Origin of the sequence: Paenibacillus sepulcri (assembly GCF_042647105.1) — a bacterium.
Taxonomy (GTDB): domain Bacteria; phylum Bacillota; class Bacilli; order Paenibacillales; family Paenibacillaceae; genus Paenibacillus_Z; species Paenibacillus_Z sepulcri.
The window spans coordinates 5,621,439-5,637,394 of record NZ_JBHRUP010000001.1; the positions used below are offsets into that span (position 1 = coordinate 5,621,439).

A 15,956-nucleotide genomic window follows, 5' to 3' on the forward strand; every position below is an offset into this window, starting at 1 on the left:
AAATAAATAAACCTGCGTATTTTAAATCAAAAATTTGACGAACTACACTTATTTAAATATACTTAATTACATAAAGTAAGTAAATAGCAGGTTAGTAAGAAAAAATCTTCTGATAAAAATGGAGGGCTTCCAAGAATGATACCGTCCCTGTTTATTAACCATGGTTCGCCCCTTATGGCACTGCAGGAATCGGATTATACCCGTTTTCTTGAAGAAACGGGAAGAAGATTCACGCCCAAGGCAATCGTTGTATTCAGTGCCCATTGGGAGGAGCGGGTTACGACCATCTCCTTTGCGGAAGGACCGCTTGCGACCATTTATGATTTTGGCGGATTTCCCGATGAGCTGTACCGCCTGACCTATCCGGCCCCCGGGGACCCTAAGCTGGCTGCGAGGATTGAGCAGATGTACAGCGGGCATGGCATTCAGACCAGAAGAGATGATAAGCGCGGGCTGGATCATGGCTCATGGATTATGCTCCGCTATATGTATCCGGAAGCCAATATTCCGGTTGTGACGATATCGGTTAATCCTTTTCAAACGGCTGCCGAGCAGTACCGGATCGGCGAAGCGCTGAGGGGTCTTGGCGAAGAGGATATTCTGGTTATTGGCAGCGGCACGACGGTGCATAATTTTAATTATATTAAATTCGGGCAAACGGATGCCGAGCCCTGGGCGGAGCAGTTTGATGACTGGCTGATTGATAAAGTTGAGCGGCGCGACCTTGAATCGCTGTTCCACTATGCGGAGCTTGCGCCTTATGCTTCGCGCGCGGTTCCAAGGGCCGAGCATTTTATTCCCCTTCTTCAGGCGATGGGCAGCTCGGACAGCTCGGACGCGGTCCAGCCTGTTCTGCTGTACCGGGGCTATCAGTTCGGCACATTCAGTTATACCTGTTTCGAGTTTTAATGAAGGAGCAGACGGTTTGAAAATGGGACCAGTCACCCAGGAGGCGTTAACTGCCGCCTTGGGACGACTGGTCTTTTGCGCGCCAGTGATTAATGGCAGACCATAAACTTTAGGATTGCCCCAGTGTAATCCCAAACAAGGTAGGCTAGTATGAATGAAAGGGCATTTCCCAATTAATTCCCTGTGATAAAATAGCCTTGTACAAGTTGGAGGACACTCATAAAGGGAAGGTGAATTATGCTGCGTGTACTGATTGTCGATGACGAGTTTGAAATCCGTGAAGGTTTGCGTAAGCGCTTTCCTTGGAACAGCTTTGGTATTGATGAGGTGTATGCCGCCGATGATGGAGATACGGCTCTGGCCCTTGCTCTGGAGAAGCGGCCGGAGCTGATTGTGACCGATATTAAGATGAACCGGTTATCCGGTCTCGATTTTCTCCGCTCTCTCTCCGAAAAAGGCGAATATGCCTGGAAGGCGATTGTCGTCAGCGGATACGATGATTTTGAACTGGTCAAGCAGGCTATGCAGATCGGGGCCATGGACTATATTCTGAAGCCGATTAATACCGAAGAGCTGGGTCAGCTTACGCGCAAGGCTATCGATCTGATCCACAAGGAACAGCTCGACCGGCATAATCAGCTGCTGCTGCGGAATCAGGTGCAGTACGCCGTACCCAAGATGCGCGAGGAGCTGTTCCGGGAATTGATCGGCCATGATTATGATCCTTACCGCGAAACGCGTATGCAGCACCGTCTGCAGACTCTGCAGCTGGAATGGGCGGCGCAGCATCCGCTGCAGCTGATGCTGCTGGAGGCGGATGATCTGAAGGCCATCGGCAACCGCAAAGGATACCGGAGCGAGAAGGAGCTTGTCGTCTTCGGGATCGGCAATGTTGTAAACCAGACGCTGGAGGAGGATTTTCCGTATCCATTCGCGCTGTTCACCGATACGCAAAGCCGCTGGGTTGTGCTGCTCAGCTGCGCCGATGCAGAGCAGACGCAAAGAGGCAGGGAACTGGCCCTGACCTGCATCAAGCGGATTAACGAATTCGTCAAGGTGAAGGCCAGCGTCAGCATATGCGCATCCCCAAAAACATTGAAGCATGTTCATGAGATGTTTGTGGAAGCCTCTGATATGCTGGAGCAGAAGGCGGTTTACGGCGGCAACCGCCTGTTCACGGAGCAGGGCTTCTGTATGGAATCCGAACGGGAGGACCTTTCGCTCAGGGAGCTCGATGAAGTGCTTGATTTGGTCAAATACGGCACGGATGCGGAGATTTCGGCGGCCATGGACCGCTTTGTGGAGATGGTGCAGGCCTGGGGGCTGATACAGGTAAGGGATATCCAGCAGCGGATCTTCGAATGGCTGTTCGAGGTATTCAAGCGTGCGGCCGCTGCCGGCTGGCAGAATAAAAGCTGGGGCAAAAACCCGATCACCCTGTGGGAGCAGCTGGAGCAGTACGATACCCTGCACTCGCTGCGTGTGCAGACGGAGACCTTCCTGCTTGAGATTGCCGGGGATTTCCGCAAGCTCTCGTCCAATCCCTGCCAAATTGTAAGCGAGGCCGAGAAGATTCTCCACAAGCAGTTTGCCGATGGCCCCACGCTGCAGAGCGTGGCTTCAGAGGTGCATGTCACGCCGGTCTGGCTGAGCAAGCTGTTCCGGAAAGAAAAGCAGAAGACGTTCCTTGAATATTTGACGGATATCCGGATGGAGCAGGCCAAAGAGATGCTGAGCGACGTGAGGTTTAAGGTGTACCAGATTTCCTATCAGGTCGGCTACAAGGACCCGGTGCATTTCTCCAAGCTGTTCAAGAAGCAGGTGGGCTGTACGCCCAAGGAATACCGCAGGCAGAAGGGAATAGCCGATGAGTAAGACTTATATGCGTTTGGCCTACTCCTTCCGGAACCGGATGATTATTATTTTTTTCGCGATTATTATCGTTCCGTTCCTGCTGTTTGCCTACTACGCGCATATCAAGTCAATCGAGGGTATTTCCAATGCGAATTCGACCTTCTCCATGAGCTATTTGCAGCAGGCCAAGACGAATTTTGAAGCCTATCTCCATGAACTGAATGATCAGATCAATGCTCTGATCGGCAACAAGGACCTACAGCAGGCGCTGGAGCAGCTGCCGGGTACCACGGTTCATGAAGAGGATTTTACCGTTAGCATGGTCTCTACGTTATACAAGAACACGCCGCTGATCGACGCGCTTCGTGTGCGCGTATATCCGCTGGATCCTTCCCGGTACCCCACTTATATGAGTACGATTGGGGAATCCGATCAATTGGGCAGGGAGGACTGGTTCATCCAGTCTAAAATGGAAACGCTGCCAAGATGGCATCTGTTTATGCCTCAGAAGGGACGCTATGCAAGGCCGCTGCTCTCCTATATCAAGCGGTTCTCCGGCTTGTACGACCAGAAGGCGCGGGGCATCATTGTGGCTGATTTGTCAGAGAACCAGCTGCAGCGCTTCTTCACCCCTTCAGAGAAGATGAAGGGGCAGAAATTTCTCGTTCTGGATGACAAGGGGGAGGTGCTGTATGATTCCTCCAACAATGCCTGGACAGGCAGTCCCATTCCATCCGACAGTTTTCCGGCATGGACGGGGCAGGCAGCGGAAGGCTCGAAGACAATCGACATCGGCGGGGATGCCCATCTGGTCACCTATGTCAGGATGGACAGCGAGCCTTGGCTCATCGTCAGCCTGACGCCCCTGCACACCCTCATCGGTCCGATTAATGAGCTGAACCGGCTGCTTGTCCTGTTTCTGGTTGTTTATCTTTTATGCTGCCTGGGGGTTGTCATGTACATTACGCTGTATTTCACACAGCCTATCGCCAAGCTGGTGCGTCATATGCGCAGGCTGGAGACAGGCGATTTCCGTTTTCTCTTCCCCTGGTCTGTCAGACGGGACGAGATCGGCTGGCTGTACCGCGGCTTCGGCAGCATGAGCCGCAAGATCGAAGGGCTCATCGAACAGGCATCCCGGTCGGAGCGGAATAAGAAGGAGCTTGAATTTCAGGTGCTCAGCCACCAGATCAATCCCCATTTTCTGTACAACACGCTGGAGTCGATCAGATGGAAGGCCGAGAATCATGGACGAAGCGATATCAGCGAGATGGTCTCGGCCCTTGGCAACCTGCTGCGCCTGAGCTTGAATGGGGGCAAGGACATTACAACGGTCGCCCGCGAGCTTGAGCAGGTGAAGGCTTATGTGCAGATTGAACAGGCCCGTATGGGGAAGCCGGTGCGTATGCTGGTTGCTTTTGACGAGGATATACTTGATCTGCCGTTCCTGCGTCTCCTGCTGCAGCCGCTCGTGGAGAATGCGATCCAGCACAGCATCCGCGAGAATTTCGAGAAAGGCAAAATATTCATCTCCGGCTATCGGGAAGAGGAGAATCTGGTGATTGAGATTTCCGATAACGGCAGGGGAATTCCGCAGGAGGTGCTGGACCGTCTGGACAAGGATTCCGTTTCCGGAGACAGGCGCGAAGGAGGGCATCGGGGTGTGGGACTGCGAAACGTCAATGACCGGCTCAAGCTGTACTTTGGCGACGCCTGCAAGCTGATCATTGAGACAGGGCCAGGCATGGGCACGAAGATTGTGATCCGGCATCCCATCCTGAGCAGCGAGTCCGGGCAGGGAGGTGCAGCATGATGAAGCCGCTGCTTGTCTGCCTGCTGCTGGCAATGATGTTAATCTCATGCCAGATGAGCGATAAGTCGGCGCTGCAAACCCGTTCAAACGTGCAGCTTCCTCCTGCCGAGGAGGAGGAGACCCTCAAGCTTTATTTCAGCGGAGACAAGAAGTCCGCGACCGACGAGGTTTGGTCAGCCATTAGCGACTATGTCAGGGGCAAGGGGCTGAATGTGAAGTTCAACGTTTATTTTATTCCCGTCGGCGATTACCGCGATAAGATGCTCGTGATGTCCGCTGCTGGCGACCGGTGGGATATGAATTTTGACGCGGACTGGCTGTCCTACAAGCAGATGGCGGCGAAGGGGGCCTACATGCCGCTGAACGATCTGCTTCCTAAGTATGCTCCTCATCTATACAAGAAATATCAGGAGCTGGGCACGCTCTCGGCTGCCACCGTGGATGGCAGCATTGTAGGTCTCCCATGGACAATGAAGATGAACCAGCGGCCTTATGCGCAGTGGCGTTCAGACAAGACGAAGGAAGCCGGGCTTAACCCGGAGCCCCATTCCATTCAAACGATCGAAGAGGTGGATGCGTTCCTGCATGCGCTCAAAGAAGCCTATCCCAATGAAAAGCTGACCCGCACCCTGCCAATGCCGCTTTTTCAGCTGCGCGACGAATGGGTGGATCTGGGCTTTCATGGCATGGGCTTTTATCTGAATGATCCGCTGGTTCAGATCAAGCCGCTTGAGCAGCAGCCTTTCTTCATGGAAGCGGCCATCATGGCCAGAGAGTGGTATACCGCCGGAATTATCAATAAGGATATCATGTTCGACAAGGAAGACGGAGCGGCGGTTTGGCGCAGCGGCCATATGTATTTCACCCTGCAGTCGCATGAATGGGTCCTCGCGAACCAGGGTTTTGCCGACAGCTCATTCACCCAGGAGAGCTCCCTGCTGTACCCGGACAGGAAATTCGTTAACCGGACGCCGCTTGCCAACGTCATTGCCATCAACAGGAATTCCGCTCATGCCGATCGTGTGCTGAGATTTCTGGATATGCTGGAGACGGATCAGACGCTGTACGATCTGGTGCAATACGGCATAGAAGGAAAAACCTATGTACGGGATGGCCATTCGGCACTTTACCCGGAGGGACTTGATACGACGACAAGCAATTATATGGAGTGGGGAGGTCAATGGGCGCTGTGGAAGCCCGGGTTCATGCGCGAGAATCCCACCTACGGCAAGGATTTCTGGACGAATGAGGCTGAATTTGCCAATGCGCCCAACAATGTAGATTCACCGGTTGACGGGCTGTTTATCTCGGAGGACAGAATCAAGAGCGAGCTTGAGCGGCGAGACCGGACTATAGAGGAGCTGGATGGGAATATTGAGTCCGGGATGAACCCGAATCCTGAAGAAGCGGTGAAGGAATATATCCGGATTCAAAAAAATAACGGTTTGGATGCCATTCTTAAGGAAGCGCAAAGGCAAATCGATGCCTATTTAGAAAATAAGAAAGGTTAAAAGCTGACCTGACCTTTTCTGATATCTTTGGGGAGCGATTCTCGGCGGGATAGGAGCTGTGGAGCTGCGTGGCCGGTATAGCAAGGTATTTCCTTGCTGGAGCGTTGGGATAGCGGCAAAGGCGCGATGGAAGCAGGAAAAACCGGCTTGGAGAGTGTTTCGATCGGCGGTAGGAGCTGTGGTGAGCTGCGTGGCCGCTATAGCAAGGTATTTCCTTGCTGGAGCGTCGGAATAGCGGTAAAGGCGCGATGGAAGCAGGAAAAACCGGCTTGGAGAGAGTTTCGATCTGCAGGATAGGAGTTGCTTAGCTGCGCCTAGTTTACTTGAACCGACGTGGGCAGGAGGTTTCGGTAAAGATAATCGCCCTGTCTTTTTGGAAAAGGACAGGGCGAAGTATTAAATAGCAAAAATCTTCCCGGCCGGCTGATGAGGTCGGCATCGGGAAGATTCGTTTGCTTTATTTGCGGTATCAGGAGGGTTTCGGCACGGCAGAGTGTGGCTTTGGCTCCACTGTTTCCGTATCAGCTGCCGCTGGCTTGGGCGCCGAGCTGCGGAGCGGCAATTCCTTCATGAATATGACGAGCACCAGGGCGATCCCGACCAGAACGGTGCCGGATATAAAGACCGTCGTCAGCGAGCTTCGCAGCGCATGGCGGAGCATATCAATCAGCTGGGTAACCAGCGGCTGCAGGTCCTGAGGAAGACTTGCCTGAAGCTGCTCCAGCTGGGGCTTATCGAGCAGGATTTGCGGATTTTGCAGAGGCGCCAATCTACTGAGCACCGCCGGATCCACATTTGACAAGTCCGGTCCCTGCGGGGCGGCGGCTTTAATATTGCTCGCAAGTCGGGACGTCATAATCGAACCCATAACGGCAATACCGATGGTGCCGCCCATGTTGCGGAAGAGCTGTGAAGCAGCTGTAACAACACCGATTTCCGTCGGCTTCACGGCATTTTGGGCGGCCAATGTGAAGACTGGCATACCGAACCCGAGACCCATACCGAAGAACACCATAATGGCAACCGCCACAGGCACGCTGTTCATGAAGGCCATCATTAGCATGCCCGCAGACATGATAGCCATCCCGATAAGGGCGAACCTTTTGTATTTTCCGGATTTCGTAATCCATCTGCCCGTCAGGGTACTGAGAATAATCATGCTGATGGACATAGGCATGGTCACATAACCCGAATACGTTGGGGATATGCCTTCAACGCCCTGCACGAAGAACGGAAGATAAATCAAGGCTCCGAGCATGCCGGCATTCATCATGAATCCGGCTACGCTGGCTATCGTTACAACGCTGTTGCGGAACAGGGACAACGGCAGAACCGGATTTTTCACTTTTCGTTCAATAAGAATGAAGATGATCAGACTCACCAGGGTAGCGGCGAACAATCCAATCGTCTGTTCCGAGCCCCAGGCATATTTGGTGCCGGCCCATGAGAAGCCCAGCAGCAGCGGCACGATGGTCAGGGTCAGAAATAAGGAACCCCAATAGTCAATGGTCTGATTGAATTTGCGAACAGGTTTCGGGAATAAAATCATGATCAGGACCAAGGCAATAATGCCGATAGGAAGGAAGATCCAGAAGATCCATTCCCAATCCATATGGTCGACCATCCAACCGCCAAGCGACGGTCCGATAACACTGGAGAAGCCGAAAATCGACATCAGCAGTCCCGTCCATTTGGCCCGTTCCCGCGGAGCGAACAAGTCGCCCACAGCGGAGATGGCGCTTGCCATAATAATACCGCTGCCCACCCCTTGAAGCCCGCGATACGTGATCATCTGCGAAATGTTGGCAGAGGTTCCGCACAGAAACGCCCCGATCATAAACAAAATGATACCGACGATTAGGAACGGCTTGCGCCCGTAAATATCGGACAACTTCCCGACCAGAGCCGTCGATATGGTGGAGGTCAGCATATAGATGGTGACGACCCATGTGTAGCTGTTCAAGCCGTTCAATAGAGCGGCGATGCGCGGCATTGCCGTGCTGACAATCGTCTGGTTAATCGCTGCGAAGAACATTGCGGCCATAATGGCGATCATAATCGTAACTTTTTGTTTACCGGTCAAGTGTTCCATTACTTTGCTCACAACCCCTTTTCTGTCGTATTTAAAGTCTCAATCATTTGCGTAAAGATCCGCTTCAAATGTGCGACATCCTCGGAATCAAGCTGGTCAACCAGTCTGCTGTACAGCAGCACCTGTTTTTCCGATAGTGTTTCCATTAACGCTTTGCCGCTATCCGTAATATTCAGATAGACGACCCGGCGGTCATCCAGATCCCGGTTACGGTCTATATATCCCCGCTCAATCAACTTGTCGGCGATCCCCGTAATGGCTCCGGATGTCACATGCAGACATTCTGCGAGGTCGGCCATTTTCTGGGGGCCCCTTAAATTCAGCATATATAACATCCGAAAATGGGATAAGGAAACAAGGCTCTCCGTCTGTTTATTCCATTCCTCGGTTACTTTCTTCGCTAATGTTTTGAACAGACCATGGATTTCCATCGCGTGTTCATTCAGCGGCATTCTCGACACCTCCTGAAATCTCCCACTATCGGTATACTAGTAAAAGATATAATAGAATATAATTTAGATATATATTGTTTATCAGTAAACTAATAGTACTCCCCTTGAAAAGCTCTGTCAATCCTTAGTTTCGCAATATTTGATCAGCTCGGTTTTAGAAATTGACGCACTAATTATAGAAGGAACCATACATCAAGAAGTACGGCATGGTGACAATAAGCATATAGATAGGTTGCCAACCTATTTAATTTATGTTTTAATTCATTCATGGTCAAACTAACAAGGGAATAGGGTTTTGTGCCTTTTTAATGAAAGGAGAGCACGCAAGGATGGAATTATTTTATACGGTTCTGATTCTTCTCGCACTTATCGCAGTTTCCCATGTGCTGAACCGCCGTATCCCGGCTGTTCCCGTCCCGCTGATCCAGATTGCCTTGGGAGCTGCCGTAACCCTGATTCCATCCGGGATACATATGCCCCTTGAGCCCGAGCTTTTTTTCCTGCTGTTCATTGCGCCGCTCCTCTATAATGATGGCAAACATACGCCGCGCAGCGAGCTGTGGCGTCTGCGGGCGCCTATTCTGCTGCTGGCAGTCGGTCTTGTTTTCGCAACGGTTTTCGTTATCGGATATGCCATTCATTGGATGATTCCGACGATCCCGCTTCCGGTCGCATTTGGACTTGCGGCTATTCTGTCGCCCACGGATGCCGTAGCTGTCAGCGCGCTTGCGGGGAGAATCCATTTGCCCAAACAACTGATGCATCTGCTCGAAGGGGAAGCTCTGATGAACGATGCTTCAGGATTAGTGGCCTTTAAATTCGCTATTGCAGCCGCCGTGACCGGCGTCTTTTCACTACCCAAGGCAAGCGTAAGCTTCCTGATCATCGCCATCGGCGGATTGGTGGCAGGGGCTGTTTTGGCATCCATGATTACCGGGTTCCGGTACCTGCTGCGCCGGTCCGGGCTTGAAGATGAGACGATGCATATGCTCATCCATATTCTGACACCGTTCGCCCTGTATCTTGCTGCGGAGGAACTGGGCGTGTCGGGCATTCTGGCGGCAGTTGCGGGAGGGGTTATGCATGCGGTTGAACGTGACCGATCGAATAAAGTAAGGCCGCAGACCAACGAAGTATCCGACAATACATGGTCGGTCATACTGTTTCTGTTGAACGGGCTCGTGTTTGTCATTTTAGGCTTGCAGATTCCCGATGTTTTCAGGACTATATTCGAGAGTCCGGTCTATAACAACTATGAGGCAATCGGGTATGCCTTGGTTATTTTCGTTCTGCTGATTGTCCTTCGATTCTTGTGGACCTTCGCGTTCTCTCAAGGCCGAATATTCGGACCCGACAAAGGGAAAGTAAAGCTTTCATTTAAAATATTGGCCATGACCTCGTTATCCGGCGTTCGCGGCGCTGTCACGCTCGCAGGCGCTTTCTCGATTCCGCTGTTTATTGATAATGGCGCGCCTTTTCCGGAGCGAAGCCTGGTTATTTTTCTGGCGACAGTCGTCATCCTCCTGTCTTTGCTGGCGGCAAGCATTCTGCTTCCCCTATTGGCCAAAAACGACGGAGTCCGCGATGAAGAGGAACTGGCAAACAAGAAATACCGGGGCGAGATGAAGATGATGGGCGCCGCCATCCAGGCACTCCATCATGCGACGAACGAAGAAAATGAAGCGGAGACCGCAGCTGTCCTGGCTGACTACGGGCGGTGGATGCGGCAAATCCGTCAGCCGGACGTACGAAGATCAGGGAATCTGCGTCTCTCCGGGAGAGAAACGGAGCTGCGTATCGAAGCTCTTGGAATTGAGCGTGAAGAAATACAGCGTTTGCTTGCGGAAGGGGAAATAAGCCGTGAACACGCCGCTCTGTTCCTCAAAAGCCTTGAACAGCTGGAACTCGTATTATCACAGCGGAGTCTGTTCTTGCTCGTTATTCTGAGAAAATTGGCAAGAGGGCTGAAGGGAATCCTGTTGAACAAGATGCGCCTGCCCAAGCTCTCCATGTCAGATCGCCAAGCGCTCAGGCAGATTAAACAGCGGACCAGCGCCGCGGTCATCGAAGCTTTTGAAAGCCGGCGTTTTGATCCGGGCCGTCAGGAAGGGAGAGACATCATTAATCATTACCATTTCCTGAAAGAACGGTTATCGAAGCCTTATCCGGGAATGGAGCAGACAGATCATGAGGGCAATGAGGATGTCCGGCTGGAGCTGCACTGGATTGCGGTCCAGGCGGAGCGGGACGAGGTACAGGCCCTATACGAGCGCGGAGAAATTACCCGGGACATTGCCAATGGCCTCAGGCGGATCATCCGCGACCGCGAGGCATCCATATTGGAGCAGGAATAAGAAGCTGGTTTTTCTGCTTCTGCGAAATCGAGGTGATGGTTATGGAGCAAGAGCATTTATCCCCTCTGGTGAAGGAAATGAGAGAAACCTTCGAGAGATTCGCCAGAGCGGAATGGCGCAAGCAGACGTCCTTTGGCATCAAATCGAGCGAAATTCGGGTTCTGCTCTGCATCAAGGTTTTGGCAGCCGAAAATGGACATGGCGTCAATATTTCCGATATCAGCAGGAAGCTGGACGTAACCTCTCCCACTGTCACTCAAATGGTCAAACATTTGATTCACGAAGGTTATGTGGAGCGGGCTGCGGATCCCAGGGATAAGCGGATCTCGCTGCTGGGGCTGACAGATAAAGGGGATGCGGCCGCACAGAAGGCATACGAGCGGTTTACAACCATATTCTCCGGTCTCATCGAGACACTGGGAGAGGAACAGAGCAAGACGCTGGTCAGTTTGCTCAATCAGGTTTATCAGTATCTGCATCACCTTGATATAGACTAAGCTTGGACAAGAAGGGCCCATTCCGATTCAAACATAAATAAGAAGCTTCCAGAGCCACGGATAAAGTGGAACTGGAAGCTTCTTTATTTCATCCTGCTGCGGCACCGGCTTTCTCGCCCTGCTGCAGCTGATACATCTGATAATATTTGCCCTGGAGCCGCATCAATTCCTCATGGCTGCCGCGTTCCTCGATGACGCCGCGGTCAAGCACGAGAATGAGATCGGCATTCCGGATCGTGGAGAGGCGGTGGGCAATGACGAATGTGGTCCGTCCCTGCTTGACGACCTCAAGCGCTTCCTGGATCACCGCTTCCGTCTCTGTGTCAATATTCGAGGTCGCTTCATCCAATATGAGGATCGCCGGATCAAAGGCCAGCGCTCTTGCAAAAGAGATCAGCTGGCGCTGCCCGGCGGAGAGGGTGCCGCCTTTCTCGATGACCGGCTCGTCGATGCCTTTGCGGAGATGCTTCAGCTGCCGGTCTGCGCCGACTGCAGTCAAGGCCTGCTCGACGCGCTCGCGGGAGATGGACGGATCATCCATGGACACATTGGAGGCAATCGTTCCCGTGAACAGGAACGGATCCTGCAGCACGATCCCCATATGCTCGCGCATCGTCTGTCGCGGCATGGTATTGATGTTCGTACCGTCGATCGTAATCCGGCCGCTGTCCACGTCATAGAAACGGAACAGCAGGTTGATGATCGAGCTTTTGCCTGAGCCGGTATGGCCAATCAGCGCCACGGTCTGACCCTGCTTCGCCTCGAATGTAATGCCCTTGAGCACCTTCTCTTCCGGCTTATAGCCGAACCATACATTCTCGAACGCCACATTGCCCTTGTAGCGCGGTATGCGCTCATCGGATACGGGCTCTCCGGCTTCATCGAGCAGAACGAATACGCGCTCCGCCGATACAAGCGCCGACTCCAGATTCGGCAGCTGGTTCACAATATTGACGATCGGCTGGAACAGCCGGTTCAGGTAGTCGACGAAAGCGTATAATACGCCCAGCGTAACCGCTCCCTGCGCGCCGCCGATGGCTCCGGCGCCAAAGTACCAGATCAGCGCGACATAGGCGATATTCCGTATGACATTGACCAGATTATGTCCGGTCCAGGCGTTGAGCGAGAGCAGCTTGCTCTTGTAGTTATAATTCTCTTCATTATAATTCTCGAACTCGGCTTCCATCTTCCGCTCCTTGCGGAATGCCCGGATGATGGCCATGCCCTGGATTGTTTCATTGATCCGCCCGTTGATTTCGCTCAGCGTGGAGCGGATGATCCGGTTATAGCGCTTGGCAACCCTGCCGTACAGATAAATCCAGACGGCCAGCACAGGGAGGATGAACAGGCAGATGGCGGCGAGCCGTGCGTTCAACAGGAACAGCGCCGCGTAAATGCCGATCATATTGATTCCGCCTGTGAAGAAATTGGCCAGCACCGTCACATAGAGCTCACGGATGGCCTCCGTGTCGTTGGTAATCCGCGAGACGATTTTACCTGCCGGCAAATTGTCAAAATAACGCACAGGCAGGCGGTTGATGTGCTCGAACACATCATTTCGCATTTTGCGGATGACCCGGTTGGCAGAAGCCTGCAGATAATAACGCTGCCCGTATGCGAACAGGGCGGAGATCAGCACCAGTCCAAAATAATACCAGCAGAGCCGCAGCAGTCCGCCAAGCTCCGGCTGGAAGAATCGGTAAAGCTCAGCGTTGCTCAGCCTCTCCGCCTCGTAATTGGCCGACTGGGCTCCCCGGGTAATGGCGATGCCGCCGCCTGCAAGAGCTTCCCTGCGGCCATCGAAGGCTATAGGCCCCGGAACAAAATAATAGTTCCGGCCGATCTGCAGCACACGGACTTCGCCGCTCCGTTCCTCTTCAGGGGCAAAATGGTCGGCCCGCTTGTATGAAGCGTCCTTATAGTCAGCCGCGAAGCGGTCGCCCGCCGAAGCTGAATACCACGGCTTCTCGATGCCGGTGATATGTACATCGATCAGCCGCTTCGCCACCAGCGGTCCTGCCAGATCGGTCGCCACCGCGACAGTCAGCATCAGCAACGCAAACAGAAGCGGGCGCTTCACCTGCAGCGCATACCTCAGCAGCCGCTTGACCGTGGCTTTCTTGTCTCCGGCCGCTGCGTCAATATCCAAATCGTAATGCTCGTTGTCCACTTCGTTTCACCGCCTTATTAAATCGCCTGCTCGATTTGCTGGCGTTCATATTGTTCTTTGTACCAGCCCTGCCGGCGCATCAAGCCTTCATGCGTGCCCTGCTCGATGATTGCGCCCTCGTCGAGCACCAGAATCCAGTCCGCATGCTGGATGGCGGACAGCCGGTGTGTGGCGATCAGGGTGGTTTTGCCGGCGCGCTCGCCGCGGATATTTGCGATGATCTCTGCTTCAGTTCTGGCGTCGACCGCCGACATGGCGTCGTCGAGCATCAGGATGTCCGGATCTGCGATTAGCGCGCGGGCGATGGATACCCGCTGCTTTTGTCCGCCGGACAAGGCCACGCCGCGCTCTCCCACGAGCGTCGAGAGCCCTTCGGGGAGGAAAGAAAGATCCTTCTTGAAGGCGGAAGCGGCGATGGCGCCGTCCAGATCCTCTTCCGAGGCGTTATCCCGCCCGAACAGGATATTGTTGCGGACGGTCCGCGAGAACAGGAACTGCTCCTGCGGCACATAACCGTACCATGATTTCAGCCGGTCCATATCAATCCGCTCAATCGGAGTTCCTTCGATGCTGATGGAGCCTTGACCCGGCGGATATTCCCGCAGAAGCTGCTTGATCAGCGTCGTTTTGCCGCTGCCGGTTCTGCCGACGATGCCAAGCGTCTGACCCTGCTCCAGTGTAAAAGCGACCTCCTTGAGGTTGTCGACGGAAGAAGAGGGATAGCGGAAGGTAACGTCCCGGAATTCGATCCGTCCTGACCGGGCCGAGGCGACCGGATCGGCCGGATCGGGTACATCCGCCTTGGCGCCAAGGGTTTCGATTACCCGGTCGAGGGAGGCATTGCCCCGCTGCATGATGTTGATCATCTCGCCGATCGCGAACATCGGCCAGATCAGCATCCCGAGATAGACATTGAACGAGACCAGTCCGCCGACAGTCAGCTCATTGTTATAGACGAGATAAGCGCCGTAGCCCAGACCGATGAGGTAGCTTGCGCCTACGAAGATTTTGACAGTAGGCTCGAAGAGCGCATCGATGCGGACGACCGCAATATTTTTGGCCAGCACATCGCCCGTCACTCCCGCAAAACGTTTCTCCGCTGCCCGCTCCTGCACATAGGCGCGGGTGACCCGGATGCCGGAGATGGTCTCCAGAACCCCGTCATTCATATCGCCGAACGCATTTTGCGCATCGGAGAAGCGGCTGTGAATCCATTTGCCGTAGAGGCTGACCAGTATGGCCATCAGCGGCAGCGGGAGAATCGACACCAAGGTCAGTTTCCAGGAAACTAGCAGGGACATCGTCACCAGCAGCGTCGCCATCCACAGGGTGGAATCGATAAAGGTCAGGAGGCCGAAGCCCACTGTTACCGATAATGCCTGCAGATCATTGGTTGCGCGTGCCATCAGGTCGCCGGTCCGGTTCCGCTCATAGAAGCTTGGGGTCATGCGCAGGAACTGCCGCATCAGGCGGGAGCGTTTCATTTTCTCCACGACGAATGCAGCGCCGAACAGCTTATACTGCCAGATGTAGGACACCAGATAAGTGACTACGGTAAGTACGGCGAGCTGCAGCAGGACAAGAACCATACTGCCATGCGTCATGCTGCCGAGCTGGATATTGTCGATGGACCGGCCCACCATCATGGGGGGCAGCACCTCCAATATGCCGCAGATAATGAGCAGCGAGATGGCGAGTATGTACCGTTTGCGCTCCAGTTTGAAGAACCAGCCTAATTTCTGTAAAACAGCTAGCATAAGAACGACCTTCTCTCTAACAATTGGGATGAAGAAGAAACGGCTTCGCCGCCCTCTGGCGGGGCATGCTTCTTCTCTCTGAAATATAAGCAAAAAATGGAGAAAACCTATATTTTGCTTATAGTATAAAAAACAAAAGCACACCGCGCGGATACGGTGTGCTTTGCTTTGGCAATAAAAAAGCGCACGCCACGAGGATTCGTGACTTGCGCCCGGAATGACGTTACGCCTTGCGAACGTCGAACGGATTTCAGATCCGTTCCTTGAGGGAGCCACGATAATTATGCAATTGGGCAGTGCGCCGATCATACATGGTGATAGTGTGCTGATGCATTGCGATCATGATTAGTGGCTCCCTTCTGGTCCGAGATTTGATTTCGATACTACGTAAGTTATCACGCGGGCTTAAGCATTGTCAATCCATTAATGGAAAATTTAAAAAGCAATTTTCCATACGGAGCGCGCCAGCCGGCAGTAATCCATTTAGCAGGAACAACGATGTTATGATGCACAACGGAATATAAATGGAAATTTTGCTCATAATAAC

At 53.2% G+C, this 15,956-nt stretch carries 10 protein-coding genes; 6 read left to right on the top strand and 4 right to left on the bottom strand.

Annotated features, from left to right (window positions below; genetic code table 11):
* The first annotated feature begins 135 nt into the window (after nt 1-135).
* The 4 genes from ACFOLF_RS24630 to ACFOLF_RS24645 all read left to right on the top strand — a co-directional run bounded on the left by ACFOLF_RS24630 (nt 136) and on the right by ACFOLF_RS24645 (nt 6,087).
* Complete coding sequence (locus ACFOLF_RS24630; RefSeq protein WP_210044904.1) at nt 136-909, top strand: DODA-type extradiol aromatic ring-opening family dioxygenase; 774 nt, start codon at nt 136-138, stop codon at nt 907-909.
* Between the two features lie 237 nt (nt 910-1,146).
* Complete coding sequence (locus tag ACFOLF_RS24635) at nt 1,147-2,784, top strand: response regulator (RefSeq protein ID WP_210044905.1); 1,638 nt, start codon at nt 1,147-1,149, stop codon at nt 2,782-2,784.
* Complete coding sequence (locus tag ACFOLF_RS24640; RefSeq protein WP_210044906.1) at nt 2,777-4,576, top strand: sensor histidine kinase; 1,800 nt, start codon at nt 2,777-2,779, stop codon at nt 4,574-4,576. Before ACFOLF_RS24635 ends, ACFOLF_RS24640 begins: the two co-directional genes overlap by 8 nt.
* Nucleotides 4,573-6,087 (top strand): DUF3502 domain-containing protein, encoded by a 1,515-nt coding sequence (locus ACFOLF_RS24645; protein WP_210044907.1) that lies wholly within the window; start codon nt 4,573-4,575, stop codon nt 6,085-6,087. The genes ACFOLF_RS24640 and ACFOLF_RS24645 overlap by 4 nt, the downstream gene beginning before the upstream one ends.
* 469 nt (nt 6,088-6,556) lie before the next feature.
* On the opposite strand, the gene ACFOLF_RS24650 is transcribed toward ACFOLF_RS24645, so the two are convergent.
* Together ACFOLF_RS24650 and ACFOLF_RS24655 are read right to left on the bottom strand one after the other, a co-directional pair.
* Nucleotides 6,557-8,179 (bottom strand): MDR family MFS transporter, encoded by a 1,623-nt coding sequence (locus ACFOLF_RS24650; RefSeq protein ID WP_210044908.1) that lies wholly within the window; start codon nt 8,177-8,179, stop codon nt 6,557-6,559.
* Nucleotides 8,180-8,187: 8 nt separating this feature from the next.
* Nucleotides 8,188-8,631 (bottom strand): MarR family winged helix-turn-helix transcriptional regulator, encoded by a 444-nt coding sequence (locus ACFOLF_RS24655; RefSeq protein ID WP_210044909.1) that lies wholly within the window; start codon nt 8,629-8,631, stop codon nt 8,188-8,190.
* A gap of 329 nt (nt 8,632-8,960) precedes the next feature.
* On the opposite strand from ACFOLF_RS24655, the gene ACFOLF_RS24660 reads away from it, so the two are divergent.
* Nucleotides 8,961-10,985 carry a Na+/H+ antiporter gene (locus tag ACFOLF_RS24660; protein ID WP_210044910.1) on the top strand — a complete coding sequence of 675 codons (2,025 nt, stop codon included), beginning with the start codon at nt 8,961-8,963 and terminating at the stop codon, nt 10,983-10,985.
* 41 nt (nt 10,986-11,026) lie between these two features.
* Nucleotides 11,027-11,482 (top strand): MarR family winged helix-turn-helix transcriptional regulator, encoded by a 456-nt coding sequence (locus ACFOLF_RS24665; RefSeq protein ID WP_210044911.1) that lies wholly within the window; start codon nt 11,027-11,029, stop codon nt 11,480-11,482.
* Between the two features lie 88 nt (nt 11,483-11,570).
* Here the strand turns inward: ACFOLF_RS24665 and ACFOLF_RS24670 are convergent, their stop codons facing one another.
* Both ACFOLF_RS24670 and ACFOLF_RS24675 read right to left on the bottom strand, forming a co-directional pair.
* Nucleotides 11,571-13,652, bottom strand: coding sequence for an ABC transporter ATP-binding protein (locus ACFOLF_RS24670; RefSeq protein ID WP_379114221.1), 2,082 nt, complete (start codon nt 13,650-13,652; stop codon nt 11,571-11,573).
* A 17-nt stretch (nt 13,653-13,669) separates the two neighbouring features.
* On the bottom strand, nt 13,670-15,409 hold the full coding sequence (locus ACFOLF_RS24675) for an ABC transporter ATP-binding protein (RefSeq protein WP_210044912.1): 1,740 nt from the start codon (nt 15,407-15,409) through the stop codon (nt 13,670-13,672).
* Nucleotides 15,410-15,956 lie beyond the last annotated feature (547 nt).